We start from the raw sequence: 22,103 nt of genomic DNA on the forward strand, positions 1-22,103 counted from the left end.
GGCCACCGATGGGTGGCCTTTTTTTATAGGCGTAGTTCAGACCTTGAAGCGGCTGATAACGGCGGCCAGCTCTTCGGCCTGCTCGGCCACGTGGGCCGAGGTTTCGGCGTTACCGTGGGAGGCGGCGGCGGTTTGCTCGGCCACATCGCGGATCACCACCACGTTGCGGTTCACTTCGCTCGACACCTGGCTTTGCTCCTCGATGGCGGCGGCGATTTGGGTGTTCATGTCGAGGATGCCGTTCACGTCCTGAGTGATGCGGGTCAGCAACCCACCGGCCTTTTGGGTTTCGGCGGCGCTTTCCAGGCCCTCGCTGCGGCACTCTTCCATCAGGGTAACGATGGACTGGGTCTTTTGCTGCAAGCCCTTGATGATGCCGTCTATCTCCTCGGTGGAGGTTTGGGTGCGCATGGCCAGGGTACGCACTTCATCGGCCACCACCGCAAAGCCGCGGCCATGGTCGCCAGCCCGGGCCGCCTCGATGGCGGCGTTCAGGGCCAGCAGGTTGGTCTGCTCGGCAATGCCACGAATCACATCCAGCACCGAGCCGATGGTGTTGGAGCTTTGCACCAGCTCATCCACCGCCACGGTAGAGCTTTCCAGCTGGTTGGCCAGTTGCTCAATACGGCCAATGGCATTTTGCAGCTGGCGCTGGCCTTGCTGGGCGTTGTCGTTGGTTTCCTGGGCTTTGGCGGCGGCCATCTCGGTGTTGCGGGCAATTTCCTCGATGGTGGAGCCCATTTCGGTGATGGCGGTGGCCACCAAGTCGGTCTGGGTCAGCTGCTGCTGCGAGCCTGCCGAGGTTTCTTCGGCATTGGCCGAAAGCTCCGAGGTGGCGCGGCTTAAGTAGTCCACCGCCTGCTTGCTCTGGCGCACCAGTTCGCGCACACCGTCCATCATGGCGTTGAAATGGCCGCCCATCATGGTCAGCTCGTCTTTGCCGTCCTGGTTGAGGCTCAGGGTCAAATCGCAGTCGGCGGCAATGCGCTGCATGGTGCTGATGCTGTCGCTGAGCTGGCGATTGAGTTGGCGCACGATCAGCACCGCCAGCACGATAAGGGCCAGGGCGATAAAGAGGCAGAACGCCAGCAACTTCCAGAGGGTGCTGGCCTGGGCCTGGTCGATAACGCTGTCCAGTTGCTTGCTGATCTGGTCAAACTGCTCTTCGGTGGCTTGCACCTGGCTACGTAGCTCGCCGGTCAGACCGTCGTTTGGTGTCAGGCCTATTACCTTCTGGCCATCCACCAGGGCTAAAAAATCATGCTGGTACTTGGCCATGGCCTGGCGGGTCTGGTCGTTGTCCAGCAGGGCATTGAGCTTGGCAAAGTCGGTGTTGAACTGGTCAACGTATTTGGTGTTGAGGCGCAGCATGAAGTCTTTTTCATGGCGGCGCAGCTGCAGGATACCGGCCAGCTGGTCGTCTCGGCCACTGGCTCTCACTTGGGCCTCGGCGTCGTGTACGGCGTCACGCAGGCTGCCATAAAGGCCGGACTCCGGGTTCAGGCCCACGGTGCGGTACTGGTCCACCAGGCGGCTGAACAGGGCCTGGTAGTTGTTGATGTCCTTTTCCAGCTCGGTCAGGGAGGTGCCGTTGACGCCGTCGCTGTCCAGCAGCTTGGCCAGGCGCTGGGTGGTGCCGGTGAAGGCACTGGCTTCGCTGGCAAAGGCTTTGGCGTACTTCTCGTCGAGCCGCATCAGAAAGTCTTTCTCATGGCGGCGCAGCAGCAGCATCTTGTTGTTGAGGGTCTGGTTGAGCAGCTTGGCCCGGTTAAGGCTGTCGATACCCTGCCAAGACCACCACACGCCCAGCACCAGCAGTGCCAGAGCGCCAACGGCCAACCCGGCCAGACCATAAAGTTTGTGTTTGATGAGCATAGTGCCTCGCCTGTAGAAAAGAAGACGGAGCCATCCCTGAGCGTTGACGCTGAATATCCAGCCTAGTCAGCCCTTATGCCGTTATCGGCACAAAGTGCGAACAGTAAGATGAATTTTTTATTACAACATTAAGTCGGTGAGAGAAGAGCGGCAGGAACTGCATAACGGGCGCCTCGCAAGTTGTACCGTCCCTGGAGGCTGATGATGACCGGCGTGGCAGTGCTGAACTGTCACGTCGGCAAACGACAGTGTTAACTTTATGTAACTATTTAGCCGTTGTCACGTTCGTTGACGATGGCCTGGTCGGTGATGAGGTTGTAGAGGTGGTAGAGCTGGCCAGCTAGCTCGTTGAGCTCGGGGTGCTGGTGGATGAGGTCTTTTTCTTCCTCGGCCACGCTGATGGCGTCTTTCAAAAAGCGCAGGTCGTAATCATCGAGGCGCGAGCCTTCTTCGACCTTTTCCTTAAGCTTGAGCAACCGGGGAATGTGGTGGTCATTGAGCTGTTCCAGCAGGGCCAGTACCACACCGTTGCTCTGTTCCTTATTCACAGCTACTTCTCCGTATCAATGAAAAAGGGCGCCATCGGCGCCCCTTTGATCACTCGTCCGAGCTATCGCTCGTGTCGTAATCACTGCTCGCCCCTCGGGCGGGAGCGTCGCAAATGGTGTAGATGTGGCGACGCTGGGTGATACGGTTAAGGTACTTCATCCAGACCTTTTCTTCTACGCTGGTGGCAGGCACTTCGCCGCGGCATACGCTGATAAAGCGCTGCTCTTCAGCGGTCATGGGTTCCCGTTGGCTACTGGCCAAAAGGTGCATACCCATACCTTTGTCGGTGAGCAGGTTGGCTTCGGTGATGGTAAAGTCGCCGCTGCGCTGGAAGCCGCGCGGGTAGTTCAGATCATCAAAAAATTTCTTGCCAGACATAAAGCTGTTCATTACACCTGTCCCCATAGTTCGGTAAAGCGTACGGCCGGGTAGGCTTACGCGGCGGAGTATGGATAACCCGTCAATAGGGGTAAAATGAAAAATATTTATCGCCACCAGAAAAGATACTTAACGAGACTGTGATTTGGATACCGAGCTGCTGAAAACCTTTCTGGAGGTTCATCGCTGTCGCCATTTCGGCAAGGCCGCCGAGAACCTTTACCTGACCCAATCAGCGGTCAGCTTTCGCATCCGCCAGCTGGAGAGCCAGCTGGGGGTATCGTTGTTCACCCGTCATCGCAACAATATCCAGCTCACCGGCGCCGGCGAACGCCTGCTACCCCACGCCGAGGCCATGCTGCTGTCCTGGCAGCGGGCCAAGCAGGATATTGCCCTGGCCAGCCACCAGTCGGTGCAGCTGGCCATCAGTGCCAGCACCAATGTTTGGGACCCTTTCTTGCAGCGGCGCCTGCCGCTTATCTACCGAAGTCTCGGCCAAATCGCCTTGCGGGCCGACACGGCGCCGGCCGACGTGATGGTGCGCTCGCTCCTAGAGCGCCGGCTCGACCTGGCGCTGCTGTTCGACCCGCCCAAGGTGGAAGAATTGGAAGTGCGGGAAGTGGGCAGCCTGCGCCTGCAGCTGGTGTCCAGCAAAGCCGGCCAAGACCTGCACAGCGCCCTTAACGGCCCTTATGTGAAGGTGGACTGGGGTACCCAGTTCAGCATCCAGCACGGCAAGCTGGTAAAGGAGCAGGCGCCGCCGATACTGCACACCGGCATTGGCCGCATCGCCCTGGACTTTATCCTCGACCACGGCGGCAGCGCCTACCTGCCCCTGGGGCTGACCCAAGACGCCGTCGCCGAGGGCCAGCTGTTCGAGGTAGCCGGGGCGCCGGAGATCCACCGCGAGCTGTACGCGGCCTACCTCAAAGACGCCGACCGCCTGAGCCTGGTGGAGCACCTTTGTCAGCTGTTGTTGACCCCGGCCGAGAGCTTGCAGTAACTGGGGAAGGCCACCTGCCGCCACAACCCCTGGCACAGCTGCTCGCTGTCGCTGAGGTTCCCAGCCAGCAGCCAGTCCACCAGGCTGCTGGCCACTTCCGGATAAGACACCGGCTGCGCCGCCGGCAGCTCAAGCCAGGCGTCCAGCTCCGCCGCCGACAGCTCATACATCACCGAAGCCAGCCCCAGCTGGCGCAAGGTCAGCACGTTGGAGAGCTGCTCGAACTGGCCATGTAGCGGCTTTAACAGCAGCTTCTTGCCAATGCGCAGCGCCTCAGAAGGCAGCTCAAAGCCGCCATTGGCGATCACCCCCATAGCATCGGCCAGGTCCTGGTGAAAAGCGCCACGCGACGGCGGCCGCAGGTGAATATGGCCCCGGTCCTCAAAGGTCGCCTTAGGGTGGTAGCAGTAGAACTCTACATCCGGGAAGGGCTCAAGCAGCGCCTGCACTTCTTCTATGGACTCAAAAGGCAGGTACACCAGCACCTTGTTGTGGCGCGGGGCCTTTTGCTGGCCGGGGTTTTCAATGATGGGCGGCAGCAGGTTCTTGCCAAAGTGGTACCAGTGTACCCCCAGCTCGATATTGACCGGCGCAAAGTGGCGAATAAGCAGCCTGGAGCTGAGGTTCTCGCCGTCCTTGGGCACCGGCTGTAAAAAGGAGGCCTGGTGGCTAAGGCCCACGCTCGGCACCTTGGCAAGCTTGGCGGCCCAGGCGGTGATGGGCTCGAAATCGTTGATCACCAAATCGTAATCGCGCACCGGCAGGCTTTTGATGTCGCGCCACAGTTCTCCCAGCCGGCTTTGGCTGAGGGTTTTAATGAGTTTGACCCCACCGCGCTCGGTGACAAAGGTCAGGCCGCGGCGGGTCTGGTAGTCGCCAAAGGGCTCCATATCGAAGTATTCACTGGCATCCCGTCCGGAGAAGAGGAAGTCCACTTGGACATCCCGTTTGGCCAGTTCTTCGGCCATGACTCGCGCCCGGGTAATGTGGCCATTACCGGTTCCCTGCACACCATAAAGAATGCGCATCAAGACTCCTTTGGGTTGACTCAGAAAAGTACGATGCAGGTGACGCAGCTCCCTAACGCGGCGCCAGCCAGAATATCGGAAGGAAAGTGCACCCCAAGCAGCACCCGTGACAGCCCCACCAACATGGCCCAGGGCAGTACCAGCAAGCCAATGAAGCCGAAGTGGCCAATGGCCATGGAAGCCATCACAAAGGCGGCGGCGGTATGGCCGGAGGGCAGGCTGAACTGGTCAGAAGGCTTGATAAAGGCCTGTACCCCTTGCAGGGCAACCACAGGGCGGGGGCGACGAAAGCCGTGCTTGAGCAGCACATAAAGGGGAAGCTCGATGGCAAAAGCGTACAGCAGGTCCAGCACGTAGGCCTGCAACGACGGCCATTGGCTCATCCAAAACGCCAGGGCGATAAGGCCATACAGGGGGCCGTCACCGGTTCTGGAGATCCAGCGGGCCATCCCGGCCCATTGCCGCCACTGAGGGTGAGCCTGGCTTCTGCGGAAAAGCTGATGGTCTAATGCGGTGAATAGGGTCATGCGCATAGTGAACCTCCCTCTTTAGACGCAAAGATAGAAGTCCACAATGACAGTGCCGTGACCGGCACTTGACGAATTTGTTAATGAATCGCCTGGTAGGTGAACACCTGGCCAGCCAGGGCCGCTTCGTACATCAGGCCGCCCTGGGCCATGGTAAACACCGACACCCCGTTCTCGTAATCCACATTGGTGCCGGCGCCGGCATCCAGGGCCACTGCCGAGGCCTGGGCGCCAAACTCCAGCTCGCCCTTGGTAAAGCGTTTGAAGGCATCGGCGGTTTTGAAGAACACGATTTGGCTGTAGGTCTGGCCGCCTATCTGAAAGCCCAGGGTCAGCTGCTTGAGGCGGCTGGTGCCCACCAGCTTGCGGTTCACAAACACCAAGCCCTCACCGTAGGCACCGCCGAGGATAAGGCCACCTTTGGCCACTTTGGGAAACACCGCATAGCCGTGGGCGCGGTTGAAGAAGGCTTTGAGGCCGGGGTCGGTTTGCAGGAACTGTTTGATGGTGACGGCGGTTTCAGATTCTAGCCGCTGGGTGTCGGCGCAGTTGCCCTTCGGCACGAAACCGAAAGAAAAACACAGCACAATCAACGGCCAAAGTCGCATGCCAGGCTCCAGAGAAATGAAAGGCGGCTATTGTACCGAGATGAACGGGCAAAGCGACGCCGGTGAGCAAAGGGTAATGACCGCTGGTTGAACCAAGGCTGATCGCACCCCGGCTCAACAAGCGATTTGTTGTTTGCCCAGGCCCCGCCTTTGGCGCTAACCTTTAGGCACCCCGGCCCAGCTCAGGATTTTGCCATGGAATACAACACCTCTGCCCTTTGCGACACTTACATCGACATGGTGGACGTGGTTGAACCCATCTTCGCTAACTACGGTGGCCGCAGCTCCTTTGGCGGCAAGGTCAGCACCGTTAAATGCTTCGAAGACAACGCTCTTATTCGCGAGATGCTCGAAGAGCCGGGTGAAGGCCGGGTGCTGCTGGTAGATGGCGGCGGCTCGCTGCGCCGGGCCCTGATTGACGCCGACATTGCCGAGCTGGCCATGCGCAACAACTGGGAAGGGCTGGTGATCAACGGCGCGGTGCGGGAAGTGGACACCCTCGAAGAGCTGGAACTGGGGATCTGCGCCCTGGCCGCCATCCCGGTGGGCGCCGAAGACAAAGGCGTCGGCGAGACCGAAGTACCGGTTAATTTTGCCGGGGTAACCTTCCTGCCGGAAGACTGGCTCTACGCCGACTCCACCGGCATTATCCTCTCCCCCGAGCAGCTCGATTTGGTGTAACAGCCCGGCCATAAAAAAGCCGCCCCAAGGGCGGCTTTTTTATGGCCGGGACGCTTCATCCAGCAAGTAGAGCAGCGATTGGTAAGGCACGCCGCTGTGGCGTGACAGGCCAATCTCGCAGGTGCGGCTGTTGCTAAAGCCCCGCTTGCAATCGGCCGGCACCTGCTCGGCCAAAGGGGCCAAAGACGCGGCGTTAAGCTCCGGGGTGCTAAAGCCCTTGTCACCGGCAAAGCCGCAGCACTGGATATGCTCCGGCACCACTACCCGCTTGGCGCAGGCCTTGGCCAGCGCCAGCAGCTGCTCGCTCTGGCCCATGCGCCGGGCGCTACAGGTAATGTGCAGCAGCACGGTTTCGTCCAAAGGCTCCACCTTCAGGTGCGGCAGCAGATATTCCATGGCAAAAGAAGCCGGCTCAAAGATGCTAAGGGGCATCTCGAACTGCTCGATGCTGCGAAGGGCGCAGGGGCTGGTGTCCATCAGCACCGGCAGGCGGCCCTGTTCGCTGGCCTGCCACAGCGCCGCTTCCAGCTCCCGGGCCTTGCTGGCAGCAAGTGCAGCCATGCCTTTGCTGTCATAGGGCATGCCGCAGCAAAGGCTCGCCAGGTGCTCGGGGACCACCACATCAAAGCCCGCCTTTTGCAGCAGCGACAGGGTAACCTCGGTCAAGGAGCGCGGCTCGCTATTGCCCTGCTGCTGGCCCATCACCCGGCTGGCACAAGACGGCATGTACAGCACCCGCCGTGGAAAATGCGCCAGCTGCGCCTGTACCTTGGCGCCGTTGGCTTTGGGCATCTGTGCCAGCCAGCGCGGGGTGCGGCCACCGCTGAGGCGATTAACGCCGTCGCTGAGTTTTTCCAGCCGCTCGCCGCCCAGCACCGCTTGCGCCGCTGCCCCCAGCCGCAAGCCGGTGCGCACCAGGCTGGTGGTGGCGCCAAAGTGCTCGGCGGTCCAGCGGGCAATGGGCTCAAAGCGCCGGTATTTGTCTTGGCGCAGGGTTTTGACCAGGCTGCCGGTATTGATGCCTACCGGGCAACGCTCGGCGCAAAGGCCGGTAGCGGCGCAGGTATCCAGGCCCTGGTACTCAAAAAGCTCGGCCAGGGCCTCGGTGTCTTGCCCTTCGCGGCGGCGCTGCTGCAGATCGCGGTACAGCACGATGCGCTGGCGGGGGCTCAGGCTCAAGGTGCGTGACGGGCACACCACTTCGCAAAAGCCGCACTCGATGCAGGCATCCACCAGAGGGTCGGCGGCCGGCAGCGGCTTGAGGTCTTTTAAGTGGGCAGCCGGGTCCGGGTTGATGATAACGCCAGGGTTTAGCAACCCTTCGGGGTCAAACAGGGCTTTGATGCGCTGCATTAACTGGTAACCAGCCGGTCCCCATTCCAGCTCCACATAAGGGGCCATATTGCGGCCGGTGCCGTGCTCGGCCTTGAGCGAGCCGCCAAAACGCACCGCCACCAGCTCGGCCACCGCGTCCATAAAGGCGCCATAGCGTTTGACCTCGGCGTCGCTGCCAAAGCCCTGGGTAAAGACAAAGTGCAGGTTGCCGGCCAGGGCGTGGCCAAACAGCAGCGCCTCGTGATAACCGTGCTGGTCAAAGAGTTGTTGCAGGGCGCGCACGCCACTGGCCAGCTCTTCTACCGGGAAGGCCACATCCTCGATGATGACGGTGGTGCCGGTTTCCCGCACCGCCCCAACCGCCGGGAACAAGCCTTTGCGAATGCCCCAAAGGGCTGCCTGGGCCTTGGGGTCGGTAGAAAAAGGCACCGACTGGCTGAGGGTAAAAGCCGCCATGGCTGCCATCACCTGCTGGCACTGGGCTTCAAGGCTGGCAAGGCTCGCCGCCCGGCAATCGACCAGCAGCGCCGTGGCATCGAGGCTCAGCCCCGCCACAAAATCCGGCATGCCGGGTTTGTCGGCCACGGCTTTGAGGGAGCGCCCGTCCATCAGCTCCACCGCGCTGACCTCGGTTTTAGCCAGGGCCGACACCGCTTGGCTGGCCTGCTCTACATCGGCAAACACCAGCAGCGCCGTGGCCTTGTGGGGGTGGTCCGGCACGGTGCGGTAAGTCACCTCGGCGATAAAACCCAAGGTGCCTTCGGAGCCCACCATCAGGTGCGCGAGGATATCGACGGGGTCTTCAAAATCCACCAGGGCGTTAAGGGCATAGCCGGTGGTGTTTTTAAGGCGGTATTTGTGGCGGATAAGGGCGCTTAGGGTGTCATCGGCCAGCACCTCCTGGCGAAGGGCGCTAAGCCCTGCCAAAAGCTCGGGGCGCCGCTTGCGAAAGGCGGCCACGCTCTCGGGGGAGCCGGTGTCCAGCACGGTGCCGTCACTCAAGGCCACGGTCAAAGTATCAAGGGTGCGGTAGCTGTTTTGGGCGGTGCCGCAGCACATGCCGCTGGCGTTGTTGGCCACAATGCCGCCTATCTTGCAGCTGTCGATAGAGGCAGGGTCTGGCCCAATTTTGCGTAAAAAAGGCGCCAGGTAGCGGTTGGCGTCGCTGCCTATCACCCCAGGTTGCAAACTGATGCGCTCGCCCTGCTGCCATACCTTATGGCCGCGCCACTTGTCGCTCAGGGTAATCAGCACCGAGTCCGACACCGCCTGCCCCGACAAACTGGTGCCCGCCGCCCTGAAGGTAAAAGGCAGGCCAAGGGCGCGGCAGCTGGCCATGGCAAACAGCACTTCATCAAGGCTGTCGAGGCGCAGCACCACTTTGGGCAGCAGCCGGTAAAAACTGGCGTCGGTGCCGTAGGCCAGGCACAAGGACGGGTCGGTCAGCACGCGCTCGGCGTCGATACGTTCGGTAAGGGTGGCAACCAGGCTGGCGTAGCTCATCAACAATCCTCTACTACCACGACATAAAGCTGGCGGGGCCCGTGGGCGCCATAGGCCAGGGTTTGCTGGATATCGGCGGTCTTGGACGGGCCCGACACCAGCAGCAGGTTGGTGGGCAGCCCCTGGCGGCACTGGGGCTTTGCCAGCAACTGGGCAAAGTTATCCACGATGGCCGAGGCCGCCACAATGATGATGCTCACCGGCGGCACCAGCGACAAGCTGCGCGGCTCGTTGGGGCCTGTCCACAATACTAGGGTGCCGGTATCGGCAATGGCGCCCCAAGCCTGGCTGATGCCAGCATCAATCTCGGTAAAAAGCGCGGCCTTGAATTCATTCATGGGTTTATCAAAGCAGCTTAAGCGCGAACCGCCCGCCTGGCTGATGGCGGCGCTAAAGGGGCCGTCATTGCCCGCCAGCAGCCGCGTTAGCGAAGCGCCCTCAACCATGGCCTGCAACTGCGCGGCAAGGTCTTGCTGGGGGCAGCGCACCACCTCGGCATGGGCCGCTTCCAGGCGGCTACAAAACCGGGCCAGCCGCGCCGGAGCATCTTCCCCCAGGTAGGGGGCATAGGGCTGCTCAGGGCGCTCAGGGGCGCTCGGGTTCACCTGGCAAAGCCTCGCCAGAATGCGGTTTTTGGCCTCAGACACGGCGCTGCTCCTTTAATAGCTGACTGAGCGGTTTGGGGGCCGGTTTCGGGGTTACCCGGCATTGGCCCCAGGCACCAAGGCGGCGCGGGTAAAAAGGCGCCAGCCGCCTGGCCAGCCAAGTACCGGCACGGTAACAACGGGGGTGGCGGGCCAGCCAGGCAAAACCCTTCATGGCCAGGGCCTCAAGGCGGTTGGCTTTGGCCCCCTGCCCTTTTAGCGGCAGATGGCCGGTGCTGGCGCCATGTTTGGCCTCCACCCTAAGCCGCTGCAATAGCGCCGGGATGGGAATACCCACCGGGCACACCTCGCCGCAGGCGCCGCACAGGCTAGAGGCAGTAGGCAGCTCGCCGGCGTCGTCCAGCCCCAAGAGGTGCGGCGAGAGTATTTTACCTATGGGCCCCGGGTAGACGGTGCCGTAGGCATGGCCGCCGATGCGCCCGTACACCGGGCAGTGGTTCATGCAGGCGCCGCAGCGAATGCATTGCAAGGTTTGGCGCAGCTCGTCGTCGGCAAAGGCCTGGGAGCGACCGTTATCCAGCAACACCAGGTGCACTTCCTCTGGGCCGTCCCATTCGCCGGGGCGGCGCGGGCCGCTCACCATATTGAAGTAGGTGGTAATGGCCTGGCCGGTGGCCGAGCGGGTCAGAGCGCTGTAAAGCGGGGCGATGTCGCTGAGCTGCTCCACCACCTTTTCGATGCCGGTGACGGCGATATGGACCCTGGGGATGGTGCTGCACATGCGGCCGTTGCCTTCGTTTTCAACCAGGCACAGGGTGCCGGTTTCGGCGACAGCAAAGTTAACCCCGGTCAGCCCCACTTCGGCGGCCTGGAATTTTTCGCGAAGCGCTTGGCGCCCGGCGGCGATCAGCTGATCGACATCCCGGGTGGCCTCAAAGCCGGGAAGGTGCTGCTCAAAGGTGGCGCTTATCTCGTCTTTGTTCTTGTGGATGGCCGGCATGATGATGTGGGAGGGCCGGTCGCCATCCAACTGGACGATAAACTCGCCCATGTCGGTTTCGCGGCAATCGATGCCAAGACCGGCCAAGTGTTCGTTAAGGCCGATTTCCTCGCTGACCATGGATTTACCCTTGGCCACCAGTTTGGCGCCTTCGCGCTGGCAAAGGGCGCTGATGATGGCGTTGGCCTCAGCCGGGGTCTCGGCCCAGTGCACCTGGATACCGTTGGCGGTGCAGCGCTGCTCCAAGGTCTCTAAAAGCGCGGGGAGCTTGCTTAGGCAGCGGCGGCGCACCGCTTCGGCCTTGGCCAGCACCGCGCTGGCTTCAACCGGGTCGCTAAAGGCGTTGCTTCTGGCCTTACGCAGGTAATCCATGGCGCCGCGAAAATTCTGGCGGATAACGGGGCTGGCCAGGGCCTCTTGGGCCTGGGGCGTAAAGCGCCGGGGGCTGTGCTCAGCCATGGCCGCCTCCTACCCGTTCCATCAAGAAGCTGGCCAGGTGCCGGCCTTGCAGCCGCTCGCCCTGGTATTCCAAGGCGCCGTTGATATTGAGCAGGCAGCCCCAGTCGGCACTGACCAGCTCCGGGGCGCCGCTGTTAACGATGTGCCGGGTTTTGTCTTCCACCATGGCTTGGCTTATCTGTGGGTGGCGCACCGCAAAGGTGCCGCCAAAGCCGCAGCACTCTTCCTGGTAGCCGTGCTCCACCAGCTCCACCTGGGCCAGTTGGCCAAGGAGCTGGCTGGCGGTGACATGCACCTTCATCTCGCGGCGGGCGGCGCAGGAGGTGTGCATGGTCACCTGCCGAGGCAGGCCCTTGTCTTCAAGCTTGGCCCGGCATACCTGCACCAAAAACTCGGTGAACTCGAACACCCGCTCGCAAAAGGCCGCCACGGCGGCGTCGCCGGCAAAAAGGCGGCGGTAATGGTGGTGCATCATGCCGCCGCAAGAGCCGGACAGCACCACCACCGGCCAGGGCTCGGGAAAGAGCGCCATCTGGCTTTGGGCCACGGCGCGGGCCTCGTCGTTATAACCAGAGCTGTAGGCCGGTTGGCCGCAGCAGGTTTGGCCGGTCACTACCGTTACCGCCAGCCCCTGGCGCTCCAAAAGGCCGATGGCGTCCAGGCCTGCCTGGGGGTCGAACAAGTCCACCAGGCAGGTGGCGTACAGGTAGACCTGGGCCGGTTTGGCCGGGTAAACACGGATAACGTCCATAACACTCTCGTTTACTGCATCAAAACGTCGGTTTGCCCAAGCAGGTAGATCATGGCCATGCCAAGCAGGCCGCAGCACAGCAGGTAATAGAAGGTGGGCAGCACGGTTTTTCGCAGCACCGCCCCTTCTCGGCCCATCAAACCGGCAGTGGCCGAGGCCGCCACCACGTTGTGGATGGCAATCATATTGCCGGCCGCCGCCCCTACCGCTTGCAGCGCCAATACCACCACCGACGACACCCCAAGGGCATGGGCCGCCTCAAACTGGAACTGGCTGAACATCATGTTGGAGATAGTGTTGGAGCCGGCGATAAAGGCGCCCAGGGCACCAATCACCGCACTCAGCGCCGGGAAGGCGTGGCCGACCATGCCTGCCACCCAGTTGGCGGTGGTGATGGGCATGGAGGCAAGGTCGGCGCCGTTGACCCCGGAGTTGATAAAAATGCGCACCATGGGAATGGTAAACACCAGGGCAAAACCGGCGCCCAGCAGGGTTTTACCGGACTCCTTGGCCGCCCCCAGCAGCGGCTTGACGGAGCGGGCCTGCACCAGCACCGCCACCAGCGCCGACACCACCAGCAGGCCGCCGGGCAGGTACAAAGGCTGGATGGCGGCGCTGACCCCGGCTTCGCCCAAAATGTTGTTAAAGCCGATGCTGACCCCAGCCAGCCAGGCCTTAATGCCAGCGTCCATGCGGCTTATTACCAGCAGCAGTGCCAGCAGCACATAGGGGAACCAAGCCATCACCAGCGACATGGGCCGCTCGCGCACCTGGCTCAAATCCATCTTCAGGTTACCCAGCCACTCGGCGGGCCAATGGGCGGCCGGTTCAAAATCCCAGGTGCTCTTGGGCACCAAGAAGCCTTTGCGGGCCGCCAGCACCACCAGCGGCAAGCTGACCAGGCCACCGATAAGCGACGGGAACTCCGGGCCCATGAAGATACCGGTCAGGGCATAAGGCAGGGTAAAGGCAAGGCCGGCAAAGATAGCGAAGGGCAATATATCCAGGCCCTCGCGCCAGCTTTTGTTACGGCCGAAAAAGCGGGTCAGCATCATGGTCATCAGCAGTGGCATAAAGGTGCCGATCAGGGCATGGATAATGGCCACGTCACTGGTGATGTACTGCAAGAAGGCGTCCCAGCTGGAGCCTTTGGCGGCCAGTTCCAGGCCGATGGTGTGGCTGTCCAGGCCCTTGTTGATGCCCACCAGAATGGGAGTGCCCACGGCGCCAAAGGACACCGGGGTGGATTGGATCATCATTCCCATCAGCACCGCCGCCATAGCCGGGAAGCCAATGGCCACCAGCAGCGGCGCGGCGATGGCGGCCGGGGTGCCAAACCCGGAGGCCCCCTCGATAAAGGTGCCGAAACACCAGGCGATGATGATGGCCTGGATGCGCCTATCCGGCGAGATGTTGGTAAAGCCGTTACGGATGCTGGTAATGGCCCCGGTGTGCTTGAGGCTGTTGAGCAGGAAAATGGCGCCGAAGATGATCCACAGCACGGTAACGGTGACCACCAGCCCTTGCAGGGTGGAAGCCAGAATGCGGTTGATGCTCATGTCCCAGCCAAACAGGGCCACCAGCACCGTCAGTACAAAGGCGACCGGCATGGCCCGGCGCGCCGGCCAGTTCAGGCCGAGCAGCAGGATGCCGGCGGCCATAATGGGAATAAAGGCAATAATGGCAAGCAGGGTATTGCTCATGGTTGTTGTCCTTTTTTTATACCGGGCGAGCCGGTTTTCAGGGCTTTTGCTGCACGAATAGTGGGCTTACGTAAAGGTAAGCTTGCAGACAATACCCCTTTCCTTCTTATGGATATACGGAGATAATCGAAAACATAAATTCCAAAACTGCATGAATATGCCCCGCGCCGACGACCTCATTTTGTTTGCCCAAGTGGTGGATACCGGCTCCTTCAGCAAGGCAGCCGAACTGGCCGGCGTCACCAATTCGGTGGCCAGCAAACGGATCTCGAAACTCGAAGAAGAGCTGGGTACCCAGCTGCTGTACCGCACCACCCGGCGCCTGACCCTGAGCGAGGCGGGCCGGCTGCTTTACCAGCAGGCAAGGCAAATAAAGATGGCCACCGACCGGGCCCTGGACACCCTGTCGGGCTTTGGTGAGAAGGTGAGCGGCCATATCCGCATGTCGGTGCCCACCATCTCCGGCGAGCTGGTGCTGGCGGACGCCATTGCAGAGTTTTGTGAGCGCTACCCCGGGCTCAGCATCGATATGTCGTTGGAAAACCGCTTTGTGGACATCATCGCCGAGGGTATGGATCTGGTGATCCGCACCGGCTACCTGGACGACTCCAGCCTTATCGCCCGCCATATCATCGATTCACGCTGGGCCATTTGCGCCTCCCCCAGCTATCTGGAGCGCCACGGCACCCCGCGCCACCCCGAAGATCTGCGCCAGCACAACTGTCTGCGCTACAGCTACCAGAGCACCGGCGCCTCCGACTGGGCCTTCAAGAACAAAAAAGGCCCCTTTACGGTGCGGGTAGAAGGCAACATGACCACCGACAACGCCGCCGCTCTGCGTAAGGCGGCCCTGGCCGGTTACGGCATCATCTATGTGCCCCGTTGCCTCATTTACAACGATCTGACCCAGGGCATGTTGACGGAGCTTTTCCCCCAGCAGGTGGGCAAGAAGCTGGGGATCTACGCCGTTTACCCCACCACCCGCCAGTTGCCGGCCAAGATCCGGCTGCTGATTGAGCACATCCGCCAGCGCTACCTGGCCATCGCCCACTACTTCTAGGCAAGGCGCAGCAGCATCAGTACCCCGACGGCGGCAAACACCAGCGCCGTCGCCCCTTCTATGCCCCGGCGCCAGCCCAGCATTTTTTGCCGAAACCACGGCGCCCCCAGCAGCCAACCCAACACCCCAAACCAGGCCAGGGCCAGGCTGAAAAAGAGCGCCACCACCCCCAGCTTGGCCGCCAACGGCAGCGCCGGCGGCAACAACCCACCCACCAGGGTAAAGAAGTAAAGGTACGCCTTGGGGTTGAGGATATTGGTGGCAAAGCCGGCCAGCCAGGCGCCACCGGCCGGGGCCGATTGGGTGTCGATGGCCCTCTGGGGGGCCCGGGCGCTTTTAAGGCACTGGGCCGCCAAGTAGAGCAGCCAGCACCCCGCCACCAGCGGCAGCCAATGAAGCAGCCCCGGCAGCACCTTGGCCAGCAGCGCAAAGGCAAACACCACCACCAGGCTGTGCACCATGATCGCCGAGGCCAGCCCCAGCGCCATCTGCAGCGCCTGGGCCCGGCCCTGGTTGAGGCTGGAGCGCAGCATCAGCGCAAAGTCGGGGCCCGGCGCCACCAGGGCGGCCAGGTGCACAAGGGCAAGGGTGAGGAACAGTGAAGCAAGGCTCATGACAGGTCTCCTTGGGAAAACCCCAAGGGTGGCGCCATAGGCCTTGGCGCGCCTTGTAAAAACTAGCGGCAAATCTGCTGCTGGTAGCTTTGCGGCGGCAGGTTGTAATGGCGTTTAAAGGCTTTGACCAGGTGGCTTTGGTCGAAAAACCCCACAGCGGCAGCCACGTCTTTTATCAGCATGCCGCTTTTCAGGTGTTGGCGGGCAGCCTCTACCCGCAGCGAGGTGAGGTAGGCATGGGGAGTGATGCCGGTGGCGGCCCGGAACTGGCGCAAAAACTGGTATTGGCTGAGCTGGTAGCGCTCGGCCAGGGCCGGCAGGTTGTGTTTGCTGTCCAGATGCGCCAGCAAATAGCCCTTGAGATCGGCCAATTGGAAGCGGCTCAGCCCCTGCTGGCCAGCCGGCTTGAGCCCCGGCTCGCCGTGGCGCAGCAACAGGTGCGCCATCAGCAGCAGCATTTGGCTCTGGGCCGCCAGCGGCTCGGGGCTGTGCTGCTGGTTATGCAGCTGCAGTAAGCCCTGGTAGAGGATGGGGTCAGCCACCATGGGCCCTTTGAAAAAGTGCAGCCGGCCATCGCCCCCCAACTGCTCACCCAGTGCGGCCATGGACTCCATGGGCAGCCGTATCAGCCGCACCTGGTAGTCGCCGCTTTCATGGCCAGCGCCGTCGTGTACTTCGTCGGGGTTGAAGGTTGACAGGCTGCCGGGGCTCAAGATCAGCCGCTGGCCCTTATGCATAAAGGCCTGGGCGCCTTGGTCCACCAGCCCGATGTGGTAATCGAGGTGCACGTGGCGGTCAAACACAAAGCCGCTGTAATGGGCGCGCACCAGCTCCAGCCCGGGCCAGCCGGGCAGGCTTTGGTGTTCGATGTGGCGAGAAGGGGTCTTGGCGGCCATGGCTCCAGCTTAAGGAGCGCCGGGGCCGGTGTCTTGTAAAAAATTGCAGCGCCCCCGGCCTTTTCTTTTGCCAGCCGATGGTTCATGGTGGGCCCATTTAGGGCCCGGGTGCCGGGCCATCGCCCCCATAGGCCGGGGCGAGCATTGCCTTCTAAGGAGACAGCATGAAAACCGTCAAAGTGGATTTTGTTTCAGACGTGGTCTGCCCCTGGTGCGCCATTGGCCTGGCGTCCCTAGAAGACGCCATGAGCAAGGTCGAGGGCGACATCAAGGTGGAGCTGCATTTTCGGCCCTTCGAGCTGAACCCGCAGATGGGCCCCGAGGGTGAAGACATCAAAGAGCACCTGTCCCGCAAGTACAACCTCACCGAGCAGCAGCTGGCCGAGAACGAGGCCAACCTGCTGGCCCGCGCCGAGGCCGCCGGGGTGCATTTTGATTTAGGGCTGCGCAGCCGTACCTACAACACCTTCGACGCCCACCGCCTGCTGTTCTGGGCCGCGCCCCAGGGCAAGGAATATGCCCTGAAAAAGGCGCTGCTGGACGGCTATTTTGCCAAGGGCATGAACCCCAGCGACCGCGCCCAGCTGCTGGACAAAGTGGCCGAAGTGGGCCTGAGCCGCGAAGAGGCGGCCACCATCCTGGAAAGCTCGCTCTTTACCGAAGAAGTGCGCACCGCCGAAGAGGTATACCGCAAGCGCGGTATCAACTCGGTGCCCTCCATCGTGCTGAACGACAAATACCTCATCACCGGTGGCCAAAGCAGCGACTACTTCGAGATGGCGCTGCGCCAGGTGGCCGACGAAAGCGAGGCCTGATGCCTTAGAAAAAGCCCGCCAATTGGCGGGCTTTTTGTTGTCAGCGGCTCATGCTGTATGGCCTTGAGGCAGGGCTTGTGGCCCAGTCTTTATTGGGGCTTTGCTGCATCACAAAGGTCAGGGTGCCCCCGGCCACCACATCTTGATGGGTGATGTAGCTGGTGGCGAGCGCCTTGCCGTTTAGCAGCACCTTGCCCACATAGGGATGGGCGTCGTCCAGATGCTCGGCCTTCACCACAAAGCGCTTGCCGCCCGGCAGGCGAATGCTCGCTTCCTCGACAAAGGGCCGGCCCAGCACATATTGGTTGGAGCCCGGCGCCACCGGGTAAAAGCCCATGGCGGTAAAGAGATACCAGGCCGACATCTGGCCCAGATCGTCGTTCCCGGCAAGGCCGGTGGGGCCGTCGTGATATTGGCTGTTCATGATGGTGGTCAGCCGCTCCTGGGTCTTCCAGGGCGCGCCGGCGTAGTCGTAGAGGTAGGCCATATGGTGGCTCGGCTCATTGCCATGGGCGTAGTAACCGATAAGCCCGGAAATGTCCTCCACGTGGGCGAAGGTTTTCGGGTCCACCTTGGTGTCGAACACCGCATCGAGCTTGTTCACAAAGGCCGACTGGCCGCCCATGGCGTTGATCAGCCCGGCGATGTCTTGGGGCACATACCAGGAGTATTGCCAGGCGTTACCCTCGGTGTAGTCGCTGCCGTAACCCACCGCAGCCGGGTCGAAGGGGGTGCGATAATCGCCATTACTGAGCCGGGCCCGGGCAAAGCCGGTTTGGCGGTCAAAGACGTTTTGCCAGTTGCCGGCCCGCTTAATAAAGCGTTTGGCCAGCGCGTCCTTGCCCATGGCACTGGCCATGCGGGCCAGCGTCCAGTCGTCAAAAGCGTATTCGAGGGTCTTGGATGCGGCCTCGGGTTCTTTGTCGATGGGCACATAGCCAAGCTTGATGTAATCGGCAAGGTCGCCATAGGGGCCGTAATCGGCGCTTGCCACCATGGCCTTGAGGGCGGCGGCGCTGTCAAAGCCGGTGATGCCCTTGAGGTAGGCGTCGGCAATCACTGGCAAGGCGTGGTAGCCAATCATGCACCAGGTTTCCTGGCCCTGATAACTCCACACCGGCAGTATGCCAAAAGGGCTAGTTTGCTGAGCTGCCACCAGGGAGCTGACCAGCTCGCCCATACGCTCGGGCTCAAGGATGGTCAACAGCGGCTGCTGGGCGCGGTACACGTCCCAAAGCGACCACGTGGAGTAGAAGTCAAAACCCTTGGCCTGATGCACCTCTTGGTCTGGGCCCCGGTAGCGGCCGTCGGCGTCGGAGGCGAGGTTGGGGGCGATAAGGGCATGATAGAGGGCGGTATAGAAGCTGCGCCGAATAGGCGCCGGGGCCTTGATGTCGATGGCGCCAAGGGCTTTTTGCCACTGCGCTTGGGCGGCGGTTTTGGCGCCGTCAAAGTCCCAACCGGAGGCCTCTTTGCTGAGGTTATCCAACGCGCCCTGTTCGCTGACGCTGGAAATAGCCACCTTGACCAGCAGCGGCGAGTCCAGGGTGCCAAAATCCAGGGCCGCTTCCAAAGCCCGGCCACTGATGGCCGCCACATCGCCAGGGTTGTGGCCCGGGCCTTTAAAGCCCCGGTACGTGACATTTTGCTCGCGGTTAAGAAGCTGGTGGCCTTTAAGGGGCTTGGAAAAGCGCATGGCAAAAAACAGCTGGCGCCCCGGCGCCCAGCCACGGGTTTGGCGCATGCCGGTCAGCACACCTTCCGGGCGCAGCCTGAGGCTGGACCACAGCACCTTGCCGTCGTAGTCGTAGATGCTGGGGCGAAGGTCTAGCAGTACCCGCGCTTCTTCACCTTTGGCGAAGGTATAGCGGTGCCAGCCAACCCGCTTGCCGGCGGTCAGCTCTACCTTGACCTGGTTGTCGTCCAGGGTCACGGCGTAATAGCCGGGGCTGGCGCGCTCGCTCTGGTGGCTAAAGCGGGAGCGGTAGCCACTGCCGGGCTTATCCTTGGTCCCGGGGTCGAGATGCAGCTCGCCGCTCATGGGCATCAGCAATACATCCCCCAAGTCGGAGTGGCCACTGCCGGAAAAATGGGTATGGGAAAAGCCCAGAATGCTGTCGTCGCTGTAGCGATACCCCGCCGCCCAGCCATAGGCGTGGTGAAAATTGGGCATGTCGGTATCGGGGCTCAGCTGCACCATGCCAAAAGGCAGGGTAGCGCCGGGGAAGGTGTGGCCGTCGCCACCGGTGCCAATAAAGGGGTCGACATCCGCCACCGGGTCGGCAAAGGCCGGGGTGGCCAGAACCGGCAGGGTAACCAGGGCAAGCAACAGGGATTTGCGCAGCATCGAGGGCTCCGTTGTTGTGGCTTTTTTCCAGCATGCCCGAGCGGCCACCAAGGGCAAAACCGGCCGGGGCCAAGCGCCGCTTTGCAGCGACAAACCCAGGCTAAGCCACTGGCGGCAAACACAATATCCTTTTACCGCATTCTTGAGACTTTCCGCCCGGTTTGCCTTTATTCTCTCTGGTAGCGTTGTTACCAGTATCCCGTAACTTACCGGCATTATTTCCGGAGTGTTCGTCGTCCATCCCCCCAATGGAGTCCCCATGCTGAAATGGATCAGCCTGCTTTGCCTGGCCTCTGCCGGCGCCTGCGCCGCCGACACCGGCTTTGACCCCCAGCCGCTTTTTGCGCCCCTGACCCTGCCTCATCAGGCCAATAGCATCCGCGGCGGCAGCGGCCTGCCCGGCAGCAATTTTTGGCAGAACAAGGTCAACTACCAGATAGCCGCCACCATCAACCCGGACCAGCACAGCCTGAGCGGCGAAGAGGTGATTGCCTACACCAACCACAGCCCCGACGCCCTGGACGAACTGTGGGTGCAGCTGGACCAGAACATCTACCGCCGCGATTCCCGCGCGGCCATGAGCTCTGGCCGTGAGCGCAAGGGCTACACCGATGGCTATCAGCTCAAGGCGGTAGCTTTGGTGTCCGGTGGTAAGGAAGTGCCCCTTCATTACCTGGTGGACGACACCCGGATGCGCATTGACCTGCCCAAGCCCCTGGCGGCCCACGGCGGCACCTTGCAGCTGAAGATCACTTATCAGTACCAGATCCCCGGCACCTGGGGCGGCCGCACCGCCGTGACCCCCAGCAACAATGGCGAGATCTTCGAGATCGCCCAGTGGTTCCCACGGATGGCGGTGTATGACGACCTGCGCGGCTGGGATACTCAGCCTTATCTGGGCTCCGAGTTCTACCTCGAGTACGGCAACATCGACTATTCGGTAACGGTGCCTTGGGATTATCTGGTGGTAGGCTCAGGCAAGCTGATGAACCCCAAAGAAGTGCTGACCACCACCCAGCGCCGCCGCCTTGACCAGGCCGAAAACAGCGACAAAACGGTGTATATCCGCACCCCGGCGGAAGTCACAGACCCGGCCAGCCGCCCCAGCCACAGCGGCACCCAGACCTGGCGCTTTCACATGGAGCACACCCGCGACGTGGCCTTTGCCGCCTCCAAGGCCTTTGTGCTGGACGCCGCCCGCATCAACCTGCCCGGCAACAAGCACTCCCTGGCCATGTCGGCCTACCCGGTAGAAGCGGTGGGCAAGGACAAATGGGACCGCTCCACCGAGTACCTCAAAGGCGCCGTGGAGCACTTCTCCAACAAGTGGTACCCCTACCCCTGGCCGGTGGCGGTGAACCTTGGCGGCCATGGCGCCGGCATGGAATACCCCGGCATCGTCTTTGACGGCATGGACGACAGCGCCGGTTTCCTGTTCTGGATAACCGCCCATGAGATTGGCCACACCTGGTTCCCGATGGTGGTGGGCTCCAACGAGCGCCGCAACGCCTTTATGGACGAAGGCTTTAACACCTTTATCGACGTTTACGCCTCCGACGCCTTTAACGGCGGCGAGTACGGCCCCAAACGCGACAGCGAATACGCCCCTGGCGGCGGCAACCCGGTGGATGAAATTCTGCCTATTCTGGCCGACAAAGACGCTCCCACCTTGATGGCCCCGGCAGACTCCATCTCCGAGAAATACCGCCACGCCATCAGCTACTTCAAAGGCGCCCTGGGCCTGGTGCTGCTGCGCGAGCAGATCTTGGGGCCAGAGCGGTTCGACAAGGCGTTTCGTAAATACATCGCTACCTGGGCCTATAAACACCCGACTCCGTCAGACTTTTTCAGGATGATGGAAAGCGAAGCCGGTGAAGACTTGAGCTGGTGGTGGCGCGGCTGGTATCTCAACAACTGGCAGCTGGACATGGCCGTCGACAAAGCCGCCTACCAGGATGCCAAAGATCCGGCCAAGGGTCTGAAGGTGACCTTCTCTGCCCACCAAAAGCTGGTGATGCCAGCCACAGTGCGGGTGGACTATAAAGACGGCAGCCACCAGGACATCCGCCTGCCGGTAGAAACCTGGCGCCAACTGGCCAGCCCCAGCGTGCTGCTCCCCACCACCAAGGCGGTGGCCAAAGTCACCCTGGACCCTGACCATAAGATCCCCGACTGCAACAGGGCCAACAACAGCCTGACCCTCTGAGTTAAGGCGCAGTAAACAAGAAGGCGGCCAAAGGCCGCCTTCTTTTATCTAAGCCCTTATTTTATTGGCCAGTAACATGATGCCCGGCACAACCTTGGCCGTTACATAAATGTATGGATAGTGTTCTAATATGCCCAAGAAACACTTCCCCCTCCCTTCA

General features: G+C 61.7%; 19 protein-coding genes. 5 read left to right on the top strand and 14 right to left on the bottom strand.

The window, feature by feature from the left end:
• Window positions 1-36: 36 nt before the first annotated feature.
• The 3 genes from AC22G1_RS18275 to maoP all read right to left on the bottom strand — a co-directional run bounded on the left by AC22G1_RS18275 (window position 37) and on the right by maoP (window position 2,802).
• Window positions 37-1,875, bottom strand: a complete 1,839-nt coding sequence (locus AC22G1_RS18275; RefSeq protein WP_487314616.1) for a methyl-accepting chemotaxis protein — start codon at window positions 1,873-1,875, stop codon at window positions 37-39.
• A gap of 269 nt (window positions 1,876-2,144) precedes the next feature.
• Complete coding sequence (locus AC22G1_RS18280) at window positions 2,145-2,423, bottom strand: hypothetical protein (protein WP_417362315.1); 279 nt, start codon at window positions 2,421-2,423, stop codon at window positions 2,145-2,147.
• A gap of 49 nt (window positions 2,424-2,472) precedes the next feature.
• Window positions 2,473-2,802: a MaoP family protein gene (gene maoP / locus AC22G1_RS18285; RefSeq protein ID WP_232338744.1), complete on the bottom strand. Its 330-nt coding sequence runs from the start codon at window positions 2,800-2,802 to the stop codon at window positions 2,473-2,475.
• 145 nt (window positions 2,803-2,947) lie between these two features.
• Here maoP and hdfR point away from each other — a divergent pair, with 145 nt between their 5' ends.
• On the top strand, window positions 2,948-3,805 hold the full coding sequence (gene hdfR / locus AC22G1_RS18290) for an HTH-type transcriptional regulator HdfR (protein ID WP_487314617.1): 858 nt from the start codon (window positions 2,948-2,950) through the stop codon (window positions 3,803-3,805).
• Here the strand turns inward: hdfR and AC22G1_RS18295 are convergent.
• The 3 genes from AC22G1_RS18295 to AC22G1_RS18305 all read right to left on the bottom strand — a co-directional run bounded on the left by AC22G1_RS18295 (window position 3,769) and on the right by AC22G1_RS18305 (window position 5,968).
• A complete protein-coding gene (locus AC22G1_RS18295) occupies window positions 3,769-4,833 on the bottom strand; it encodes an MJ1255/VC2487 family glycosyltransferase (RefSeq protein WP_487314618.1) in 1,065 nt (354 codons plus the stop codon). The two genes, hdfR and AC22G1_RS18295, sit on opposite strands and share 37 nt — an antisense overlap.
• 20 nt (window positions 4,834-4,853) lie before the next feature.
• On the bottom strand, window positions 4,854-5,366 hold the full coding sequence (locus AC22G1_RS18300) for a phosphatase PAP2 family protein (RefSeq protein WP_487314619.1): 513 nt from the start codon (window positions 5,364-5,366) through the stop codon (window positions 4,854-4,856).
• Window positions 5,367-5,440: 74 nt separating this feature from the next.
• Window positions 5,441-5,968 (bottom strand): lipid-binding SYLF domain-containing protein, encoded by a 528-nt coding sequence (locus AC22G1_RS18305; protein WP_487314620.1) that lies wholly within the window; start codon window positions 5,966-5,968, stop codon window positions 5,441-5,443.
• Window positions 5,969-6,163: 195 nt separating this feature from the next.
• Here AC22G1_RS18305 and rraA point away from each other — a divergent pair, with 195 nt between their 5' ends.
• Window positions 6,164-6,649, top strand: coding sequence for a ribonuclease E activity regulator RraA (gene rraA / locus AC22G1_RS18310; protein WP_050660197.1), 486 nt, complete (start codon window positions 6,164-6,166; stop codon window positions 6,647-6,649).
• A gap of 39 nt (window positions 6,650-6,688) precedes the next feature.
• Here rraA and AC22G1_RS18315 read toward each other — a convergent pair whose 3' ends face one another.
• Genes AC22G1_RS18315 through AC22G1_RS18335 form a run of 5 tightly spaced genes read right to left on the bottom strand, consistent with a single transcriptional unit; the run spans window position 6,689 to window position 14,005 of the window.
• Complete coding sequence (locus AC22G1_RS18315; protein ID WP_487314621.1) at window positions 6,689-9,487, bottom strand: FAD-binding and (Fe-S)-binding domain-containing protein; 2,799 nt, start codon at window positions 9,485-9,487, stop codon at window positions 6,689-6,691.
• Window positions 9,487-10,134 (bottom strand): LutC/YkgG family protein, encoded by a 648-nt coding sequence (locus AC22G1_RS18320; protein WP_487314622.1) that lies wholly within the window; start codon window positions 10,132-10,134, stop codon window positions 9,487-9,489. Before AC22G1_RS18320 ends, AC22G1_RS18315 begins: the two co-directional genes overlap by 1 nt.
• On the bottom strand, window positions 10,127-11,551 hold the full coding sequence (locus AC22G1_RS18325) for a LutB/LldF family L-lactate oxidation iron-sulfur protein (protein WP_487314623.1): 1,425 nt from the start codon (window positions 11,549-11,551) through the stop codon (window positions 10,127-10,129). Before AC22G1_RS18325 ends, AC22G1_RS18320 begins: the two co-directional genes overlap by 8 nt.
• Complete coding sequence (locus AC22G1_RS18330) at window positions 11,544-12,302, bottom strand: (Fe-S)-binding protein (RefSeq protein ID WP_487314624.1); 759 nt, start codon at window positions 12,300-12,302, stop codon at window positions 11,544-11,546. Before AC22G1_RS18330 ends, AC22G1_RS18325 begins: the two co-directional genes overlap by 8 nt.
• Before the next feature lie 11 nt (window positions 12,303-12,313).
• Window positions 12,314-14,005, bottom strand: a complete 1,692-nt coding sequence (locus AC22G1_RS18335) for an L-lactate permease (protein ID WP_487314625.1) — start codon at window positions 14,003-14,005, stop codon at window positions 12,314-12,316.
• Window positions 14,006-14,156: 151 nt separating this feature from the next.
• Between AC22G1_RS18335 and AC22G1_RS18340 the strand changes: the two genes are divergently transcribed.
• The gene (locus tag AC22G1_RS18340; protein WP_487314626.1) at window positions 14,157-15,065 is read left to right on the top strand and encodes a LysR family transcriptional regulator; all 909 of its coding nucleotides are present in this window, start codon (window positions 14,157-14,159) and stop codon (window positions 15,063-15,065) included.
• Here the strand turns inward: AC22G1_RS18340 and AC22G1_RS18345 are convergent.
• Both AC22G1_RS18345 and AC22G1_RS18350 read right to left on the bottom strand, forming a co-directional pair.
• Window positions 15,062-15,679 (bottom strand): LysE family translocator, encoded by a 618-nt coding sequence (locus AC22G1_RS18345; protein WP_487314627.1) that lies wholly within the window; start codon window positions 15,677-15,679, stop codon window positions 15,062-15,064. The genes AC22G1_RS18340 and AC22G1_RS18345 overlap by 4 nt on opposite strands.
• A 62-nt stretch (window positions 15,680-15,741) precedes the next feature.
• On the bottom strand, window positions 15,742-16,575 hold the full coding sequence (locus tag AC22G1_RS18350) for a helix-turn-helix domain-containing protein (protein ID WP_487314628.1): 834 nt from the start codon (window positions 16,573-16,575) through the stop codon (window positions 15,742-15,744).
• A gap of 164 nt (window positions 16,576-16,739) precedes the next feature.
• Here AC22G1_RS18350 and AC22G1_RS18355 point away from each other — a divergent pair, with 164 nt between their 5' ends.
• Window positions 16,740-17,390, top strand: a complete 651-nt coding sequence (locus AC22G1_RS18355) for a DsbA family oxidoreductase (RefSeq protein WP_050660152.1) — start codon at window positions 16,740-16,742, stop codon at window positions 17,388-17,390.
• 40 nt (window positions 17,391-17,430) lie between these two features.
• On the opposite strand, the gene AC22G1_RS18360 is transcribed toward AC22G1_RS18355, so the two are convergent.
• Window positions 17,431-19,737 carry a GH92 family glycosyl hydrolase gene (locus AC22G1_RS18360; RefSeq protein ID WP_487314629.1) on the bottom strand — a complete coding sequence of 769 codons (2,307 nt, stop codon included), beginning with the start codon at window positions 19,735-19,737 and terminating at the stop codon, window positions 17,431-17,433.
• A 259-nt stretch (window positions 19,738-19,996) separates the two neighbouring features.
• Between AC22G1_RS18360 and AC22G1_RS18365 the strand changes: the two genes are divergently transcribed.
• A complete protein-coding gene (locus AC22G1_RS18365; protein WP_487314630.1) occupies window positions 19,997-21,943 on the top strand; it encodes a M1 family metallopeptidase in 1,947 nt (648 codons plus the stop codon).
• The last annotated feature ends 160 nt before the right edge of the window (window positions 21,944-22,103 follow it).

This window comes from Gallaecimonas zhanjiangensis (assembly GCF_057624825.1).

What these genes read in the sequence shown, in the direction of transcription:
- AC22G1_RS18275 (WP_487314616.1), bottom strand. Translation starts at nt 1,875, where the DNA reads ATGCTCATCAAACACAAACTTTATGGTCTGGCCGGGTTGGCCGTTGGC.
- maoP (WP_232338744.1), bottom strand. Translation starts at nt 2,802, where the DNA reads ATGTCTGGCAAGAAATTTTTTGATGATCTGAACTACCCGCGCGGCTTC.
- AC22G1_RS18295 (WP_487314618.1), bottom strand. Translation starts at nt 4,833, where the DNA reads ATGCGCATTCTTTATGGTGTGCAGGGAACCGGTAATGGCCACATTACC.
- AC22G1_RS18300 (WP_487314619.1), bottom strand. Translation starts at nt 5,366, where the DNA reads ATGCGCATGACCCTATTCACCGCATTAGACCATCAGCTTTTCCGCAGA.
- AC22G1_RS18305 (WP_487314620.1), bottom strand. Translation starts at nt 5,968, where the DNA reads ATGCGACTTTGGCCGTTGATTGTGCTGTGTTTTTCTTTCGGTTTCGTG.
- rraA (WP_050660197.1), top strand. Translation starts at nt 6,164, where the DNA reads ATGGAATACAACACCTCTGCCCTTTGCGACACTTACATCGACATGGTG.
- AC22G1_RS18315 (WP_487314621.1), bottom strand. Translation starts at nt 9,487, where the DNA reads ATGAGCTACGCCAGCCTGGTTGCCACCCTTACCGAACGTATCGACGCC.
- AC22G1_RS18325 (WP_487314623.1), bottom strand. Translation starts at nt 11,551, where the DNA reads ATGGCTGAGCACAGCCCCCGGCGCTTTACGCCCCAGGCCCAAGAGGCC.
- AC22G1_RS18330 (WP_487314624.1), bottom strand. Translation starts at nt 12,302, where the DNA reads ATGGACGTTATCCGTGTTTACCCGGCCAAACCGGCCCAGGTCTACCTG.
- AC22G1_RS18335 (WP_487314625.1), bottom strand. Translation starts at nt 14,005, where the DNA reads ATGAGCAATACCCTGCTTGCCATTATTGCCTTTATTCCCATTATGGCC.
- AC22G1_RS18340 (WP_487314626.1), top strand. Translation starts at nt 14,157, where the DNA reads ATGAATATGCCCCGCGCCGACGACCTCATTTTGTTTGCCCAAGTGGTG.
- AC22G1_RS18345 (WP_487314627.1), bottom strand. Translation starts at nt 15,679, where the DNA reads ATGAGCCTTGCTTCACTGTTCCTCACCCTTGCCCTTGTGCACCTGGCC.
- AC22G1_RS18350 (WP_487314628.1), bottom strand. Translation starts at nt 16,575, where the DNA reads ATGGCCGCCAAGACCCCTTCTCGCCACATCGAACACCAAAGCCTGCCC.
- AC22G1_RS18355 (WP_050660152.1), top strand. Translation starts at nt 16,740, where the DNA reads ATGAAAACCGTCAAAGTGGATTTTGTTTCAGACGTGGTCTGCCCCTGG.
- AC22G1_RS18360 (WP_487314629.1), bottom strand. Translation starts at nt 19,737, where the DNA reads ATGCTGCGCAAATCCCTGTTGCTTGCCCTGGTTACCCTGCCGGTTCTG.
- AC22G1_RS18365 (WP_487314630.1), top strand. Translation starts at nt 19,997, where the DNA reads ATGCTGAAATGGATCAGCCTGCTTTGCCTGGCCTCTGCCGGCGCCTGC.